The sequence below is a fragment of the Undibacterium sp. Ji22W genome (genome assembly GCF_049340305.1).
Taxonomy (GTDB): domain Bacteria; phylum Pseudomonadota; class Gammaproteobacteria; order Burkholderiales; family Burkholderiaceae_D; genus Undibacterium.
In genome coordinates, this window is sequence record NZ_JBMPOU010000001.1 from 1114904 (window position 1) to 1133189 (window position 18286).

14 protein-coding genes are annotated in these 18286 nt (G+C 45.1%); 12 read left to right on the forward strand and 2 right to left on the reverse strand.

What is annotated here, in order from left to right:
• Nucleotides 1-43: 43 nt before the first annotated feature.
• From flgE to flgL, 8 genes are all read left to right on the forward strand, one after another.
• The gene (flgE, locus tag ACO0KW_RS04745; protein ID WP_423051124.1) at nucleotides 44-1369 is read left to right on the forward strand and encodes a flagellar hook protein FlgE; all 1326 of its coding nucleotides are present in this window, start codon (nucleotides 44-46) and stop codon (nucleotides 1367-1369) included.
• A 78-nt stretch (nucleotides 1370-1447) separates the two neighbouring features.
• Nucleotides 1448-2188, forward strand: a complete 741-nt coding sequence (locus tag ACO0KW_RS04750) for a flagellar basal body rod protein FlgF (protein WP_423051126.1) — start codon at nucleotides 1448-1450, stop codon at nucleotides 2186-2188.
• A 105-nt stretch (nucleotides 2189-2293) separates the two neighbouring features.
• Nucleotides 2294-3076 carry a flagellar basal-body rod protein FlgG gene (gene flgG, locus ACO0KW_RS04755; protein WP_423051128.1) on the forward strand — a complete coding sequence of 261 codons (783 nt, stop codon included), beginning with the start codon at nucleotides 2294-2296 and terminating at the stop codon, nucleotides 3074-3076.
• Nucleotides 3077-3142: 66 nt separating this feature from the next.
• On the forward strand, nucleotides 3143-3811 hold the full coding sequence (locus ACO0KW_RS04760) for a flagellar basal body L-ring protein FlgH (protein ID WP_423051130.1): 669 nt from the start codon (nucleotides 3143-3145) through the stop codon (nucleotides 3809-3811).
• 83 nt (nucleotides 3812-3894) lie between these two features.
• The gene (locus tag ACO0KW_RS04765; protein ID WP_423051973.1) at nucleotides 3895-4971 is read left to right on the forward strand and encodes a flagellar basal body P-ring protein FlgI; all 1077 of its coding nucleotides are present in this window, start codon (nucleotides 3895-3897) and stop codon (nucleotides 4969-4971) included.
• A gap of 45 nt (nucleotides 4972-5016) precedes the next feature.
• Nucleotides 5017-5928, forward strand: a complete 912-nt coding sequence (gene flgJ, locus ACO0KW_RS04770) for a flagellar assembly peptidoglycan hydrolase FlgJ (protein WP_423051132.1) — start codon at nucleotides 5017-5019, stop codon at nucleotides 5926-5928.
• A 121-nt stretch (nucleotides 5929-6049) separates the two neighbouring features.
• A complete protein-coding gene (flgK, locus tag ACO0KW_RS04775; RefSeq protein ID WP_423051134.1) occupies nucleotides 6050-8368 on the forward strand; it encodes a flagellar hook-associated protein FlgK in 2319 nt (772 codons plus the stop codon).
• Between the two features lie 11 nt (nucleotides 8369-8379).
• The gene (gene flgL, locus ACO0KW_RS04780) at nucleotides 8380-9594 is read left to right on the forward strand and encodes a flagellar hook-associated protein FlgL (RefSeq protein ID WP_423051136.1); all 1215 of its coding nucleotides are present in this window, start codon (nucleotides 8380-8382) and stop codon (nucleotides 9592-9594) included.
• A 172-nt stretch (nucleotides 9595-9766) separates the two neighbouring features.
• Here flgL and ACO0KW_RS04785 read toward each other — a convergent pair whose 3' ends face one another.
• Complete coding sequence (locus tag ACO0KW_RS04785; protein ID WP_423051138.1) at nucleotides 9767-10564, reverse strand: PP2C family protein-serine/threonine phosphatase; 798 nt, start codon at nucleotides 10562-10564, stop codon at nucleotides 9767-9769.
• A gap of 105 nt (nucleotides 10565-10669) precedes the next feature.
• Between ACO0KW_RS04785 and ACO0KW_RS04790 the strand changes: the two genes are divergently transcribed.
• From ACO0KW_RS04790 to pbpG, 4 genes are all read left to right on the forward strand, one after another.
• Nucleotides 10670-10846 (forward strand): YdcH family protein, encoded by a 177-nt coding sequence (locus tag ACO0KW_RS04790; protein ID WP_423051140.1) that lies wholly within the window; start codon nucleotides 10670-10672, stop codon nucleotides 10844-10846.
• 163 nt (nucleotides 10847-11009) lie between these two features.
• Nucleotides 11010-13031, forward strand: coding sequence for an ATP-dependent DNA helicase (locus tag ACO0KW_RS04795; protein WP_423051142.1), 2022 nt, complete (start codon nucleotides 11010-11012; stop codon nucleotides 13029-13031).
• A gap of 68 nt (nucleotides 13032-13099) precedes the next feature.
• A complete protein-coding gene (locus ACO0KW_RS04800) occupies nucleotides 13100-13795 on the forward strand; it encodes a nitroreductase (RefSeq protein ID WP_423051144.1) in 696 nt (231 codons plus the stop codon).
• 203 nt (nucleotides 13796-13998) lie between these two features.
• Nucleotides 13999-15096: a D-alanyl-D-alanine endopeptidase gene (pbpG, locus tag ACO0KW_RS04805; protein WP_423051146.1), complete on the forward strand. Its 1098-nt coding sequence runs from the start codon at nucleotides 13999-14001 to the stop codon at nucleotides 15094-15096.
• Between the two features lie 185 nt (nucleotides 15097-15281).
• Here the strand turns inward: pbpG and glnE are convergent, their stop codons facing one another.
• Entirely contained in the window at nucleotides 15282-17999 is a 2718-nt protein-coding gene (gene glnE, locus ACO0KW_RS04810) for a bifunctional [glutamate--ammonia ligase]-adenylyl-L-tyrosine phosphorylase/[glutamate--ammonia-ligase] adenylyltransferase (RefSeq protein WP_423051148.1), read from the reverse strand.
• Between the last annotated feature and the right edge of the window lie 287 nt (nucleotides 18000-18286).

An 18286-nucleotide genomic window follows, 5' to 3' on the forward strand; every position in this document is an offset into this window, starting at 1 on the left:
GTAGTTTATATAGGTGTTATATCTATTGTAAAGGAGACGTATCATGGGTTTTCAACAAGGCTTAAGCGGATTAAATGCCGCATCCAAATCGCTTGATGTGATTGGTAATAATATTTCCAATTCAAATACAGTTGGATTCAAAATGGCACAGGCGCAATTTGCAGATGTGTACGCGAATTCATTGAGTGGTGCGGGTGGTGGTGGCGCTGGTATCGGTGTCAAAGTGCAAACCGTCGCACAGCTTTTTACGCAAGGTAACATCACATCGACGAACAATCCGCTGGACATTGCGATTAATGGAGCGGGTTTTTTTAGAATGTCGACAAATGGAGCAATCACGTATAGCCGTAACGGACAATTTTCATTAGATAAAGAAGGTAATATCGTTAATGCGCAAGGAGCTAAACTCACTGGCTATGCGGCAGATTCTAATGGTGTACTTTCAACTGGATCAGCTGTCCCATTGAATATCAATACTAGTGATATTGCGCCTAAACAGACAAACTCAGTGACTTCTTTGTTGAACTTAGATTCTCGTGCACTCGTTCCTGGTACGCAATTGCCTGTGGCATCGCCACCAGTGATCACACCGATTGCCTTTTCATTGACAGATCCACTCTCTTACAACAATGCTACCTCAGTGGCTGTATTTGATAGTTTGGGAAATTCTCACGTTTTACAGACCTTCTTTGTGCGCATTGATCCGGTCGCAACGCCGCCAACTGCACCAGCAACAGCGGAATGGAATGTTTATGCGGCGGTTGACGGACTATCGGTCGGTTCTGTCTTGCCTGCGCCTCCAGTTCCGATCGGTACGGTTGGGTTTGATAATGTGGGTAAATTGACCGGTGCGACCCCTCCTTTCGCTTTGACTGATCCGAATGCCTTGTCGATTCCGGTGACCGTTGCAACCGGTGCCGCTTCTCCATTCACGGTTAAGTACGATATGACGGGGACGACGCAATTCGGTGCTGCATTTAGTGTGAATGCGATCAAGCAAGATGGCTATACATCAGGGAAATTATCAAAATTTAATACATCAAAAGATGGCACGATTGTCGGTAGCTACACCAATGGTAAAACTTCTGTATTGGGTCAAGTTGCTTTGGCTAACTTCACGAATGCCAATGGCTTGCAATCTTTAGGTGACAATCAATGGACGGAAACGTCGACATCTGGCCCAGCATTGGTTGGCCCACCAGGATCAGGCAGTATGGGAGTTCTGACGTCAAATGCGACAGAAGACTCGAATACGGACTTGACTGGCGAGTTGGTGAATATGATTACTGCACAACGTGTCTATCAGGCGAATGCGCAGACCATTAAAACACAAGATCAGGTTCTACAAACCTTGGTGAATTTGCGCTAAGCATTTCTAATTTGAATATTGCTAGTGAAGTATTTTATCTTTCTATAGTTTTGTAATCGTTGAGGCTGGGAGTATGCGATGGATCGATTAATTTATACCGCGATGACAGGAGCGAAACACATCCTGGAGCAGCAAGCGACCACATCGCATAATCTTGCAAATGCCTCGACAACGGGTTTTCGGGCGCAGATTGATTCGTTTCGCGCTGTGCCTGTGATCAGTGAAGGACTCGCAACGCGTGCCTTTGTAGTCGATGCAACGGTGGGAACAGATTTCTCTAGTGGCAGTTTGCAAAATACTGGACGTGAATTGGACGTTGCTATTCAAGGAAAAGGCTGGCTGGCTGTGCAGGCCGAGGATGGCACGGAAAAAATGACCCGACATGGCAGTTTGAAAATCAGTGAAAACGGCGTCTTGCAAACACACAGCGGTTTGATCGTAATGGGTGATTCGGGGCCGATTACGATTCCACCCGAGGTTACCATTGCGATCGCTAAAGATGGGACTGTCTCTAGCGTTCCTATGGGCACTAAGCCGAATGCAGTACAAGTGTTGGGCCGCTTGAAATTAGTGAATCCACCTGAGACAAATATTGTTCGTGATGCTGACGGACTGTTTAAAACTAAAGACGGTGTAGTTCCTGATGTTGATGCCTCAGTGTCGATCGCCGGAGGAATGCTCGAAGGTAGTAATGTGAATGTGGTGGAATCTATGGTGACAATGATCAATTTATCTCGTCAGTTTGAAATGCAGATGAAGTTACTCACCAATGCCGAGAGTAACGCTACAAAAGCTAGTCAAATCCTCGCATTAACTTAAGGCATAACATTGCACAATGAGGTATTAATTGAATCGGTGCAAACCACTTAAAATTGCCTTGATGTGATGCCGATACATTGCATAGCAAGTGAATAGGAGAAAGACATGATACGCTCATTATGGATTGCGAAAACTGGGCTTGATGCCCAGCAAACGCAGATGGATGTCATTACCAATAATCTGGCGAATGTCAGTACCACCGGCTTTAAACGTTCACGTGCTGTGTTTGAAGATCTCTTGTACCAAACAATGCGTCAACCTGGAGCGCAGAGTTCGCAGCAAACTCAGTTGCCTTCAGGCTTGCAATTGGGGGTTGGTGTTCGCCCAGTGGCAACAGAGCGTATTTTTACCCAAGGTAATTTACAACAAACAGGCAATAACAAAGACTTGGCTATTAACGGTCAAGGCTTTTTTCAGGTACTAATGCCCGATGGCACAACGGGCTACACCAGAGATGGTTCATTTCAGGTTGATAACCAAGGTCAAATGGTCACTTCCAGTGGTTTCGTGATTCAGCCGGCAATCACCATACCAGCGAACGCGCAATCAATCACCGTCGGACGCGATGGCACAGTTTCTGTTACTCAACCAGGATCGACCGCAGCGGTTCAGGTTGGCTCAATTCAATTAGCAACATTTATCAATCCGGCTGGACTAATGGGGCTCGGTGAAAATTTATATGTTGAAACAGCGGCATCAGGCAACCCTGGTACAAATGCGCCAGGCACAAACGGTGCGGGACTGATAGTGCAGTCATTTATTGAAACCTCCAATGTCAACGTGGCGGAGGAGTTGGTCAGCATGATACAAACTCAGCGTGCATACGAAATCAATAGCAAAGCAATCACCACATCGGATCAAATGTTGCAACGCCTGTCACAACTGTGACGCCCAATAAAAGCACCCTGATTTTTGTCTGAATTTGTCTGATTTCGTCATTGTGGAATATTTGAAATGAAAACTCTGAATACCATTATATTGTCAGCCAGTGCCATGGGATTGAGCGCTTGTGGTACAGCGCCGCCAGCAATCGTGCATCAATCAGGGATTGTTCAGGCGCAGAGTGCTAAAAATCAACGTGAAGCAAATGGCGCAATTTTTCAAGCGGCCAGTTACCGTCCATTGTTTGAAGATGTAAAAGCGAGGATGGTGGGTGATGTGCTGACAATCGCAATCAGTGAGAATACTTCCGCTACTAAGGCAGCTGGCGCTTCCGGCAGCAAAGCAGGTAGTGCTGCCTTTGCTGCACCAACAATTTTCGGCGTGCCTTCAAGCACAAGCGCGAAAGCGTCGCTCTCCACAACAGCTTCTTCCAAGTTTGACGAAAAAGGTGCGGAGACCGCCAGTAATTCGTTCTCAGGGACGATCGCTGCAACCGTCATAGAAGTTCTCCCAAACGGTAATTTACTCGTTAGCGGAGAAAAACAGATTGCCTTTAATAAGGGGGCCGAATATGTGCGCTTTTCGGGTGTCGTTAATCCACGCACCATTACTGCTGCAAATCAAGTGTCGTCGACACAAGTAGCTGAGGCACGTTTTGAGTATCGTTCAACGTCGCACATTGATTTGGCCGAAGCAAGTTCCATGTTGACAAGATTCTTTTTGAGTGTCTTGCCATTCTAATTTGAGAGAACGTTATGGATATGCTGATGCACCGACGATTTATATTAAGCCAAGCACTGCGATCTTTCGGCAAAGTGATCTGCATGCTGGTCATTGCCTCTCTATCCATGCCAGTGCAGGCAGAACGGCTGAAAGATCTCGCTGGGATTCAAGGCGTCCGGCAAAATCAGCTGATGGGATATGGCTTGGTGGTTGGTTTGGATGGTAGCGGTGATCAGACCACGCAAACGCCATTCACGGTGCAAAGTATTATCAGTATGATGCAGCAAATGGGAGTGGCGATCCCAGTCGGAACCAGTTTGCAACTCAAGAATGTCGCTGCGGTGATGGTGACAACTTCCTTGCCGCCATTTTCCCAGCCTGGCCAAACTTTGGACATCACGGTATCGTCGATGGGAAATGCGAAAAGTTTGAAGGGTGGTACTTTGCTGATGACGCCACTAAAGGGCGCTGATAATCAAATCTATGCAATGGCTCAAGGTAATGTATTGGTCGGTGGTGTGGGCGCATCGGCAAATGGTAGTCAGGTGCAGGTAAACCACCTGAGCGTTGGAAAAATTTCTGGTGGCGCCACCGTTGAACGGGCTGTTCCGTCGCCGCTCGGGAATGGAAATTCGATACAACTGGAATTAAATACTGCTGATTTTTCTACCGCGAGTCGTGTCGTGGAAGCGATTAATAAAAAGTTTGGTGCGGAAACTGCAGCCGCGGTCGACGGGCGAGTGATACAAGTTAAAGCGCCGCAAATGAACGATCAACGCGTCGCCTTTTTGGGTGCATTGGAAAGCATAGAAGTGACGCCCGCTCAAACTGCAGCAAAAGTTATCTTGAACGCCCGCACCGGATCAATTGTGATGAATCAATCGGTGAGTCTAGAAGCGTGCGCAGTCGCACACGGGAATTTGAGTGTAGTGATCAATACAGATAACGCAGTCAGTCAACCTAATGCACTCAGTAATGGACAAACTACGGCCACGCCAAATTCGAATGTATCCATTACAAAAGAGGGCGGACAATTACTCATGTTGAAAGCGGGCGCCTCTTTAGCTGATGTCGTCAAAGCACTCAACTCAATTGGAGCAACTCCACAAGATTTGTTAGCAATCTTGCAGGCGATGAAATCTTCCGGTGCTTTGCGCGCCGAACTAGAAATTATCTAAATATCGGCGGTATTGGTTTGTTGAACTTGGCTAAATGGTGAAAAGATGATTGGTCGTGCGGATATATCAGACAAACTTGCTTTTGACAGCAAGGGGCTTGATGCATTGCGTCAATCGTCAAAGGAAAATTCACCCGAGGCTTTAAAAGCGGCAGCTACTCAATTTGAAGCTTTGTTTGTGAGCATGATGCTTAAATCTATGCGCCAGGCAGGTGGTCAAGAAGGCATGTTTGATAACGAACAAAGCCGGATGTATACCTCGATGTTAGATCAACAATTGTCGCAAAAAATGGCAAGTCGCGGAATTGGTTTGGCTGACGCTATGGTGCGGCAGTTATCAAATAATGCAATGTCGCAGGCTTTGCAGTCTGAAGCTTCGCCTCCTGCTGCAATCGGTGGGATGGGCGGTGCGCAGCAATATATGCTTCAGCAAAAGTACGCAACAAACGCAGAGCAGTTACTTAAGTCTACTAGCAGTATTGAGTCAAACTCGAGCATGCCTCATGTGCAAGAGTTCACTCGAAAGTTGGGTTTGCATGCCGAATTGGCGAGCCAAGGAACGGGTATTCCTGCCAAATTCATGTTGGGTCAAGCAGCCTTAGAATCTGGTTGGGGAAAGCATGAAATCAAAGCCTTAGATGGTTCGACCAGCCATAATGTATTTGGCATAAAGGCAAGCGGTAACTGGAAAGGCCGGACGGTGGATGCTTTGACTACTGAATATACCAACGGTGTAGCTTATCAGAAAGTGGAAAAATTCCGCGCCTATGATAACTATGGCGACGCCTTCAAAGACTATGCAAAGCTTATTCAAGATAATCCTCGCTATCAGTCTGTACTGCAAAACGGCGGCGATGCCGCGCAGTTCGCTCGAGCTTTACAAAAAGCAGGTTATGCCACCGACCCACAATATGCCCAAAAGTTGACGAAAGTAATACAACAGTCATTTTCTGGCTGAGCAAGCTTGGCTGAGAGATTAAAGTTTTCCTGTTATGACCCGTTAAAATAGAAGACGGAAGCTGGAAATGGCTTTCAAAGCGGGCTGTGTAGCATCGACATTTGAGTGAATAGGTTGAATTATGGGTACCAATATTCTTGGAATTGGGCAGAGTGCCTTGGCAGCGGCGCAAATGGGTATTGCGACTGCAGGGCATAATATATCCAACGTCAATACACCGGGTTATAGTCGGCAGATTTTGCTTCAAAGCGCCGCGGCCGCGCAAAATGTCGGCGGTAGTTTTATTGGTCAGGGAACGCAAGTTGGCGAAGTTAGACGCGTTTATAATGAATTTATTGCACAACAAGTCAATTCCACACAATCATCGCAAAATTACGCATCTGCCTATCTTAATCAAGTGCAACAAATTAGTAATTTGGTTGCAGATCAATCGGCAGGTATTTCTCCGGCATTACAAGAGTTTTTTAGCTCTATACAGAATTTAGCGACGAGTCCCAACGGTACAGCCGGTTCTGCCGCCAGACAGGCTGTCCTGTCAAATGCATCATCCCTTGTGTCGCGCATACAGAGCATGGGGGCACGGTTAGATCAAGTTTCTGATGACGTGAATAATCGCATTTCACAAACGGTTACGGGCATTAATGGATATGCGAAACAAATTGCAGATCTAAATGATTTTATTGAAACTGCACAATCAGTATCTGGTGGTGCAGCACCCAACGACCTGTTGGATCAACGTGACAATGCAGTCACTGAGTTGAGTAAATTGGTGAGCGTCTCCGTGGTGAACCAAGGCGGAAAATATAATGTTTTTATGGGGACCGGCCAACCACTTGTGCTTGGTGCCAAGGTAAGTGTTCTTCAGCCGACCAGCTCTCTTACAGATCCAACACGTTTACAGGTTTCTTATGAAAATAATGGTTCACTGGTCCAGATAAACGAACAAAGTATTACTGGCGGCGAGTTAGGTGGATTGTTTGCTTTTAGATCCAATTCACTAGATGTTTCTCGTAATTCCTTAGGACGCGTTGCAGTGTCAATTGCTACAGAGTTTAATGATCAGCATAAATTAGGACAAGACTTAAACGGTCAGATAGGTAAAGATTTTTTTACCATTTCAGGTCCAACGTCGACTCCTAGCGGCACAAATCTTAGCGATGCTAACTTAGCGGTTTCTTTCTCGGATGTTGGCGCATTAACTACAAGTGATTATCGCGTGCAGTATTTGGCTGGGGTTGGTCCTGCACCTAATTACTATAAGATCACGCGAGTCTCTGATGGCAATGTTCAGACATCTAACACCTTGCCGGCAGTGATTGATGGCCTTAGTCTTAATTTGGCAGCAACTGGTGCACCGCCCGCAGTGGTGCCTCCCTCTGTGAATGATGAGTTTTTGGTGCGCCCAACTGCGTTAGCCGCATCGTCGATCAGCGTGGCAATTACCGATATTGCAAAAATCGCTGCTGCAGCACCTGTCACAACAAGTTTGCCGAGCACGAATTTGGGAAGCGGAAAAATAAGTTCTGGTGTTGTAAATTCTACGGTTTTATCAACCAGTAACTCTGCCAATGCCGTCATTGGCTCTGTATCTGTGGGTGATTCATTTAATAGTTCAACGTTGACACCTCCATTGAGTTTGACATTTGCGACAGCGCCTAATAGTTTCGCAGGGTTTCCGGTGGGAGCCTTGGTATCTGTAACGACTGGTGGTGTGACCTCTAACTATGAAGTCGCCGCGGCCGCAGCTCCAGCTGCAACTCCGCCGAAAGTTGTCAATGTTCCTTACACCAGCGGTGCGACAGTTACCTATGGTGGCGTCAGTTTTGTGATTAAAGATAATCCTACGGCACCCGCTGCAGGCGAAACTTTTACGCTTGGAAGTGCTCTGCCTGTCACATCGGCAACGTTGACGTACAACTCTGCAGGGAATAATTTCACCGGATTTCCTGCTAATGCAAACGTAACTGTTAAGAACGGAAATACAACCACCTCTTACGTGGCGGGATCTGCGATTCCATATGTAGAGGGCTCTACGATTAGTTTTAATGGCTTAAGTTTCACAGTATCAGGCGCATACGTAAATGGCGATGTCGTTAAAATTGCTGGGAATCCGACTGGCACTGGAGATAATCGAAACGCTACATTGCTTGGCGGATTACAGACGAAAAACACAATGGCATCTGGAACTACTAGTTTTCAAGGTGCTTACGGTCAATTCGTTAGTAATGTCGGTAACAAAGCGCATGAAATGGAAGTAAGCAAAAGTGCTGAAACCAAGCTGTTGTCCCAAGCTTTACAAGCACAACAATCTGAATCTGGCGTGAATTTGGACGAGGAAGCTGCGAATTTACTGCGCTATCAGCAAGCATATCAAGCAGCAGGAAAACTCATGCAAATTGCGAGCCAATTATTCGATGCTTTACTTGCTTTAGGTCGATAAGAGAGAAAATCATGCGTATTAGTACCAATACAATCTATGAGTCTGGTGGCGCTCGCATCAGTGACCTGCAAGTGAGTCTAAATCGTACTCAGCAACAGATCGCTTCAGGTCGCCGAATTTTAAATCCGAGTGACGATCCAATTGGCTCGGCACGCGCCCTCGTAATTACACAAACTGATGCAGTGAATGAACAGTTTGCAGTGAATCGAAAGAATGCGACGAATACTTTAAGTATTGCTGAGGATACTTTAAGCAATGTCACCAACGTGCTGCACAACGTAAAGACATTAGTCGTTAGCGCAGGAAATGGCACCCTATCTGATCAAGAGCGAGGCTATATTGCGAATGAATTGCAGGGTAATCTCGATCAATTGTTTGGTTTTGCTAACGCTACTGACGGCACGGATGCTTACCTATTTTCGGGTTTTTCATCAAGTGTCGCACCCTATACAAAAACTCAGGGTGGGGCGCAATATAATGGTGATCAAGGTGGGCGCCTATTACAGGTTGATACTTCGCGACAAATACCCATAAATGAGGTTGGCTCGGCAATTTTTGGAAACATTAAAACCTCCAATTCGCAATTTAATGTTCGCTCAAATCCTTCAAATATTGGTCAAGCAGTTGCAACTGCTTCCATTAATGTCCCTACAACGGCTAATCTAACTGGCAATAATTATGAAGTAGCGTTTGATAATACGGGCGCTAATTTTACGGTTACTAATAAGACGACGGGCGTTGTTGTTGTACCCAGTACTGCTTACACCAGCCCACAAACAGTCACGATAGACGGCATGGATATCACCTTGACTAATACGCCAGGTGCTCCAGCTCCCGGTGATAAGTTTTCGATTCAACCTGGCAATCAAAATATTTTCGAGACACTGACTGATCTCATAAACACCTTACGAACCCCAGCAGGTAACGTGCCTCAAAAATTGGAGTTGACTGCTAATTTAAGTCAGGCAAATTTCAATATTGATAAGTCACTTTCTAATGTTTTGCTTGCACGCACAAATTTTGGAACATCGCTAAAAGAATTGGAAAATCTTAATAGTGCTGGTGATAGTTTGGGTCTTATTTATAAACAAGAATTGTCGGCTTTGCAGGATCTTGACTATGCAAAAGCGATTACCGAGTTGAATCAGAATCAAGTGGTGTTACAGGCTGCTCAGCAATCATTTGTAAAAACATCATCGCTATCTTTGTTTAATTATCTAAATTAATCTATTTTTCAATCGAAAATCGAGAGTTGTGGGGTTATATTCCTTTACCTTGAGATTTTACGGAACGCTGACTGCTTAATTCGGTCGAAAAAAATGCCCAAAAGTACTTCATTGGGCATTTTTTTATTGTTCTAAATTGGCAATCAACGAAGAAATTCAGATCGACAGTGCTCTATACCGCACGAATCATTTTTTCTGCGATATACGTTTTTTGTTCGACTGGTGGTGGTACCAGCTTAACAATGGCAAAAGACACATTATCACCTTGTGAATTAGCACGTTCACGAGCCTTTTTCACTAATAACTCAGATGCTTGACGTGGCGTACTTGCACCCACTGCTACTGATAACTCGATGTCTGCAAAATAGTGCCATAAGCCATCTGAACATAATAGAAAAGAATCGCCATCCGCTAAATTATCTTTTTCCCCAAAACTCACGTAAGGAATTGCGTTTTTTGATCCTAATACATTGACAAGGACATTCGACATTTTGTGGTTTTTTGCTTCTTCGGCAGTAATGACACCTTCGTCAACTAGACGTTCAACATAAGAATGATCTTTGGTTTTCTCAGCAAAATTGGGACCATCAAATCGATAAAGTCTTGAATCCCCGACGTGCGCCCAGACTGCTTTTTGTGGGGAAATGACTAGCGCAACAAAAGTACTGTGAGGTTCTTTTTCAGACGATACCGCGGACAACTTAATGACGGTATGGGCTTCATGCACAATAGCTTCCAACATCTTCTTGATATCATTACCTGGTGAGAACTCATCAAAGAGCATTTTGGCAGAACGTACTACCTGCTCGGCCGCAATAGCGCCACCACTTTTTCCTCCCATGCCATCAGCAACCACCGCCATGATATGGCCGGGGGCATGTGGCGCGGCGAAAAGTGCTACGCGGTCTTGTTGTTCCTTACGATCACCGATATGTTGAGCGGTGCCTGCTTCGATCTTATATTGGCTCATACGTCGTGGTAGATTACACTAGTCGGATATTCCGAATTCTTTTTAAATAAACACGTTGCATTTTACTCGTTCTTACAGCTTATGGACCATACAAATCAAATTCGAATGCGCATTTGTGAATTAGAAGTAGAACATCGTGATCTTGATACGGTGATTGAGGCAATTATTAAGGATCCGAACCATGATGAGTTACAGTTACGTCGTCTAAAAAAACGCAAATTGCAGCTAAAGGACTATATTGCATTGCTTAAGATGCAATTATCCCCGGACATTCCTGCTTAATTAATTTAATCAAGCTGTCGGCGCACCTTGATGTGTACTTCTTTAAGAAGCGTCGAAGTGAATCGCAAATGATGTCGGGCAGCACTGCCATTGTCCGAAATCCCAGTAGTGCCGGTCGCAACCTGCGCCGGAACGATTTTGTTGTATCTTATTGCACTATATTTTGACTGAAAATAATTTAACTTCAATTGCACTTACAATCCACGATTCAGAGGTCGAGAAAATCTTTGGGGATACTGGACTGCTAAGTTCCACGATACCAGGTTATCGCTCGCGACAAGCACAGATTGAGATGGCGCAGGCGATTGCACAAGCGATCGCTGGACAAAAGACCTTATTGGCAGAAGCTGGCACTGGTACCGGAAAAACTTTTGCTTATTTGATCCCCGCATTGCTTTGGGGCGGCAAAGTCATCGTATCAACTGGTACCAAGAATTTGCAAGATCAATTGTATCTGCGCGATATTCCCACGATCAAAAAAGTATTAAAAGCACCGGTATCGGTTGCTTTGCTGAAAGGACGCGCGAATTACCTTTGCCATTTTCATCTTGAGAGGACTCTACAAAATGGGCGTTTGACTTCAAGAGAAGATGTCGGCTATTTACGCGACATTTCACGCTTTATTAAGACTACGAGTAGTGGCGATAAAGCAGAGTTGGCTCGCGTGCCGGAGACCGCAGCGGTGTGGAGTCTAGTGACTTCAACCAAAGATAATTGCATGGGCTCTGAGTGCCAGTATTATCAAGATTGTTTCGTTATGAAAGCGCGTAAAGAAGCACAGCAAGCGGATGTCGTGGTTGTCAATCATCATTTGTTTTTCGCCGATTTAGCTCTCAAAGATACTGGTATCGCTGAATTATTACCCTCGGCTAACACCGTGATATTTGATGAAGCTCATCAGTTGCCGGAAACTGCTACTTTGTTCTTTGGTGATTCGGTGTCTACTTCACAGATTCTGGAATTGTGTCGTGATACTTTGGCCGAAGGCTTATCTCATGCCCGAGATGGTGCTGAATGGGCCAAAATTGTTGCGCCAGTCGAGCGTGCAGCGCGCGATTTGCGACTTTCGTTTCCCCAAGACTCAATCCGTTTATCGTTGCAACAAATTGCACCATCAAGTGAATTCTTTCCAAACTTGGAAAACCTAAAAAATAATTTAGGTGATTTGATTAAAGTGCTGGAAAAACAAGCGGAAAGAGCTGAGACGATAGAACAATGCCGCGTCCGGGCGATTGGTTTGCAGGACCAGCTTGATGATTGGCGTGAAATAGATCCAAATTCGAAAGAGGCAAAAGGGAAACCGGAATGTGTCCTTTGGGTAGAGGCTTATTCTGTTTCATTGCAATTACATCGAACACCGTTGTCGATTGCGCCGATTTTCAATAAGCAACGAGAAGGCGTGCCGCGTACTTGGATTTTCGCTTCGGCAACGATGGCAGTGAAAAATGATTTCAGCCACTATGTGTCGCAAATGGGTTTGTGGGATGAGCCAGCGAGAACCTGGCCAAGCCCGTTTAATTATGCAGATCAAGGCATACTGTATGTGCCAGATGGCATGCCGCAACCCAACTCCAGGGAATATACGGATGCGGTAGTGGATGCTGCGCTGCCAGTGATAGAAGCTGCTGGAGGGCGTACTTTCTTGCTATGCACAACAAATAAAGCTGTTAAACATTGTGCTGAGCGACTGAAGGAAGAGTTCGCAAGGCACAGCTTAGATTTTCCACTTTTTGTGCAAGGTGATGCTGGCCGTACAGAGCTACTAGATCGCTTTCGGGCTTCCGGCAATGGTGTGTTGATTGGCTCTCAAAGTTTTTGGGAGGGTGTTGATGTACGTGGTGAGGCCTTGTCATTGGTCGTTATTGATAAATTGCCGTTCGCACCACCTGATGATCCTGTTTTGGCCGCACGTATAGAGGCGATGGAGAAGAAGGGTTTGAATGGCTTTGTGCACCATCAATTGCCTGAAGCAATTATCAATTTAAAACAGGGAGCAGGGCGCTTGATTCGCGATGAAACAGATCGTGGCGTATTGATGATCTGTGATCCTCGATTGATTTCTAAACCTTATGGTAAGCGTATCTGGCAGAGTTTGCCTGCTTTTTCACGCACTCGCGAATTGCCAGTGGTATTGAAATTTTTTGCAGAACTTGAGCTAGAACGGGCGAGTCCTGCGAATAAGTAAATGCTTTCAAATTTAATTTGGTTTATTTTATGAAGGCAAAGAATTGCCTTGAGAAATATGGAGTAAAGATGATTTCTAATTCTGTACAAGAAACTGTTGATCAAGTGATTCGTTCTCGCCGCTCATTGCGCGCTTTTTTAGATACGCCAGTTGCGCAGGAGGATATTCGGGCCATTTTGGACATCGCCGCACGTGCACCTTCAGGCACCAATACTCAACCATGGAAGGTCTACGTGGTGACGGGACATACTTTGCAAAAGCTATCCTCGAAGATATTGGCTGCGCACAATAATCCCGACAGTGCGAAGTCGCATATTGAAGAATACAAATATTATCCAGTCGAATGGCATAGCCCGTATATTGATCGTCGTCGTAAAGTGGGATGGGATCTGTACAGCTTGCTTGGCTTAGGACGTGAAAACAAAGCTGGCATGCATGCTCAACACGGTCGAAACTATCAATTTTTTGATGCGCCAGTCGGGTTAATATTTACGATAGATCGCGTGATGGAACAAGGTTCCTGGTTAGACTACGGAATGTTCTTGCAAAATATCATGCTTGCTGCGCGAGCACGTGGCTTAGATACCTGCCCGCAAGCAGCATTTACACAGTTTCATCGAATTATCGCGGAAGAGTTATCATTGCCTGAGCAAGAAATGGTGGTGTGCGGTATGTCTTTGGGGTTTGCAGATATGAGCAAGATAGAAAATAGTTTGCAAACTGAGAGGGCTGAGGTGAATGCTTTTGCAAAATTTTTCGATTGAAGCGAAAGAAGTGTCGAAAATCTGACTATTAATGTTGAATTAGTATGTTCAATATTAAAAATTTATATCATTTACTTATTTTTGGTTCAAATTCCGAGAATTTTAATGAGGAAATGGCGCTAAGTCTTTAATTCTCTTGCGAATTATCAATAATTTGCTACACTTCGTTCCATTAAGAAATTTTTCGTCTCTAGGAGTAATACATGGTTGCACTACGCTTGAAGTCCATGGTGAAATCGATGTTTAGTTTTTCTTTTAATAAAACCGTTTTATCTACTCTCGCTCTTGCTTCTGTTTTTGCTGTTGCTCAAGTAAGTGTCGCTAGCGAAAGTCATCGCAGCAAGAAATCCAACTCAAAAAAATCTAGTTTAGTGCATGCTAAGGCCCCTTCAAAGCACGCGCCTAAACATGCGACTAAGCATAGCAAAAAACATGTTCTCGCGGCAAAATCGCAAAAATCAGCGAAGGCCAAGCGTGGCATACGTCATGCCGTTGAGATCAATGAAGGTCCAAGTATTGGTGACGCGGTTGGATTGAAACATTCTAAGGATGCCTTGTCTTTGGCGTCTAACGCGGCGTTTGTAGTAGATCAGGATAGTTCAAAAGTCTTGTTTGAAAAAAATGCAGAGGTATCCTTACCTATCGCGTCCATCACGAAGTTAATGACGAGCTTAGTTGTCGTGGAATCCAAGTTAGATTTGGACGAAGTTATAGAAATTACGAATGAAGATTTGGATAAGGAAAAAGGCACTGGATCACGCCTAACAATAGGCGCGAAACTTTCTCGTGCGGATTTGTTGCATATCGCATTGATGAGCTCTGAAAATCGTGCCGCATCTGCCTTGGGTCGTAGCTACCCAGGTGGCCTGCCAGCGTTTGTTGCTGCGATGAATGCAAAGGCTAAACAATTGGGTATGAACGATACTTACTACGTAGATTCTAGTGGTCTTTCAAGTAAGAACGTAGCAAGTGCGCGAGATTTGGTTAAATTGATCAATGCTGCCTATCAGTTTCCTTTGATTCGTGAATATTCAACGGACAGTCATTACGTAGTCAATCCAAAAGGAAAGCGCCTGTTGGAATACGGAACAACTAATCATCTAGTTGAAAAATCCGATTGGAATATCGGTTTGCAGAAGACAGGCTATATCGCTGAAGCAGGACGTTGTTTGGTAATGCAGGCAATTATTGAAGGTCGCGCGGTAGTAATGGTGTTCTTGGATTCCAAAGGAAAATATTCTCGTCTAGCTGATGCTGGACGGATCAAAAAGTGGATACAGGGAATGCGTCCGCAGGCATAATGAAATGACGTCAGTGAATTAGGTCGATCTAAACTGAACGTATAAAAAGGCTTTGCAACTGCAAAGCCTTTTTTACGTATTGAGCAAATAAAAGAAATTTGAATTTGATTCATTGAGGATGAAGTCAAGTTGCGCACGAACTTTGGGTGTGATGCATAGGCAAGTAGGACAAGCTACGCGCAAACTTACATTTCAGTTTTAAACAAAGAGTCCCACAAGGCTTCGCTGCATCCAACCGCGGCTGCGATTTTGTCGATGTGCACTCGCGCTCGCTCTTCGCCTTGTAAGCGTATATTGTGTTGATACTTGCGCAGGAGACGATAGCTATTTGCGGTCTCATTTGCCAAGTCGGTATCGATTAGCCCCAAATTGCCGCATAGTTTGAGCAAAGCGATATTGCCGATATTGCCGGTGAGTTCAGGATAGTCATGAGAATGGCGCAAGACCAGATATTGCACTATAAATTCAATATCGATCATGCCGCCATGGTCGTGTTTTAAGTCGAATAATTCACTCCGATTCACGTTAGCATCGCGCATCTTTTTGCGCATAGAAACGACGTCTCGTTTGAGTTGCTCTGGCTCCCTGGTCAAGCGTAATACGTGTTCGCGTATTGCTTCAAATCGTGCACCTATCTCGGGATCGCCTGCGCAAAAACGTGCTCGGGTCAGCGCTTGATGTTCCCATAACCACGCCGACTTTTCTTGATAACGTTCAAAGGCTTGTACCGATGAAACCATTAAGCCGCTCGCTCCGTCGGGGCGCAAAGCGATATCGATGTCAAATAAAACCCCAGAAGAAGTATGGGTCGTCATCCAAGTAATGAAGCGTTGAGCCAATTTTGCGTAAGAGGCCGGAGCGTCTTGATTGTCATCATCGTAGAGGAAAATCAAATCCAAGTCAGAGGCATAGCTGAGTTCCTTGCCACCTAATTTTCCGTAGGCAATCACCGCAAATTTGGGAATCTCACAGTGCCGGCTAGCGATGGTCTTCCATGCAGCCTGAACTACTGCCTCGACCATAACGTCGGCCAATTGCGAGAGCGAGTCAGCTAAGTGCTCAACGCTCACTTTACCTTCTAGATCTTGGGCCAGTAATCGAAAGAGAAGCGCGTGATGGAGTTCGCGCAAGCTATCAAGTTGCGCCTCGATGTCACCAGTTTGCTCTTCCATCAGCGTTCGCACTTCGTTTGAAAAGACGTTCCAATCGGGCGCTTGATGCAATACAGATTCGTCCAATAATTCATCGAGCAAAATTGGATGACGGTTTAAGAATTTGGCAGCCCAATCGCTGGCGTGCATCATGCGAATAACACGTTGCAGGGCATGTGGAAATTCGCTGAGTAGAGAGAGATATGCTGTGCGCCGCGCAATGTGTTCCATGAAATCTAAGAGGCGATGTACTGTGACTGCTTGACCATCACTTTGAGTCGAAATTGTTTTCAATGCGCTGTGGATTAGCGCTGCAAGTTTTTGTTGACTTGCCTCTGGTAGTGCTTGCATTTTGGCGGACTGCCATGTGCTTGAAAGTCTCTGTGCGACTTCCTCAATTTCTAAAAAGCCTAATGTTTGTAAATGTGCGACGATGGTTTCGTTTGCATCGGGTGCGGACATATTATTGGTATTAAGTGCATCATCCTTTTGACCTGATTTGTCTTTGAATATCTCGTCAAACTGCTCTGCGACAAAGTGCATGTGCGGGATGAGTACCGCATTTAAGCTGTGTACATTCGTGAAACCCATCATATGCGCAACGATATGTTGATCATCAATATTCGCAGGGAAGATATGGGTTTGTGCATCATCGAGATATTGCAGGCGGTGCTCAACATCGCGTAAGAATATATAGGCCGTCATGAGTTGATCGACAATGCCTTGATCCAAAATTCCTTTTTCTGCAAGCGTTAACAACGTTGCGCGAGTAGAGCGATCGCGCAAGACAGATTCTCTACCGCCACGTATTAGTTGAAATACTTGTGCCAAAAATTCGACTTCACGAATTCCGCCGCGCCCAAGTTTTACATTGATGCCACGTTCAGGGTGGCGAGTTTCCTGACGTACTACTTCTGCACGGATTTGGTGGTGCATATTGCGCAGTGATTCGATCACACCATAATCAAGATAGCGGCGGTACACGAAGGGGAAAATAATCTTCTCGAGGATGGAAATCTGTTCGGGTCGGCCAGTAATCGCGCGCGCTTTGACCCATGCGTAGCGTTCCCATTCGCGACCCTGCACTAAAAAATAGTCCTCCACCATGCCAAAGCTTGCTACTAGTGGGCCAGAGTTTCCATTCGGACGAAGTGCCATATCAACACGGAAAGAAAAGCCGTCTTCGGTGATTTCTGATATGGCCGCGATTAATTTTTTTCCTAGTCGGCTGAAGAATTCATGATTCGATAAGCTTCGTTGTTGGTTATTTGCCTGAGTATCCCCGTCTTCGCTATAGCAGAAAATCAGATCAATGTCGGAAGATACATTTAGTTCGTGGCCACCTAACTTTCCCATGCCTAGTACGATCAATTCTTGCGCTTCGCCGCTTTCTTCGCCATACGGTTGCCCATGATTTTCTAACATTTCTTTCATCAAATATTGCAAATGGCTTTGAATTGCAAAATCGGCAAAGTCGCTGATAGTGCTTATCACTTCGTGCAAATTGGCTGTTCCATTCAAATCGCGTTTAATCAGACAGGCTAGAACCAAATTACGCAAGCGTCTCATTGCTGCATTGAGCGTTGCCCCTTGAGTTATTTCTTTTTGTAAGATTTCGGTAAAACTCGCTTTGCTGAGGGCGAATTGCGATATATTCTCAAGCTCTTGTGACCTACTGGATTTTGCATTTAACCATCGGTTCAAGAAACGTGATCGATAGATGTCGGATGCAGGGATGGCGCTAATATTCATGGATTTTGTTAAGGAAGTTGGGCAGAAGTTTCTAAGACGGGCTTTCAGACATTGAGGACATTGTAAGCTTAAGCCGAGAAATCACAAATCTGCTTTGAATTTGGCGTTGATCACGGTATATTTTGTATGCTTTTTTTTAGCGTCATTTTTTGTCGGTTGATTTCTCAGTTTAGAGTTTTTTCGGGGGAGTATGTTGTTGTTTGAAGTAATCTTGATACAGCCGTCAGAGCGCGCCTGCCCCCATATTGGCTATTTGCCAATACGAATTGATCCACGTTGAAAGTGGG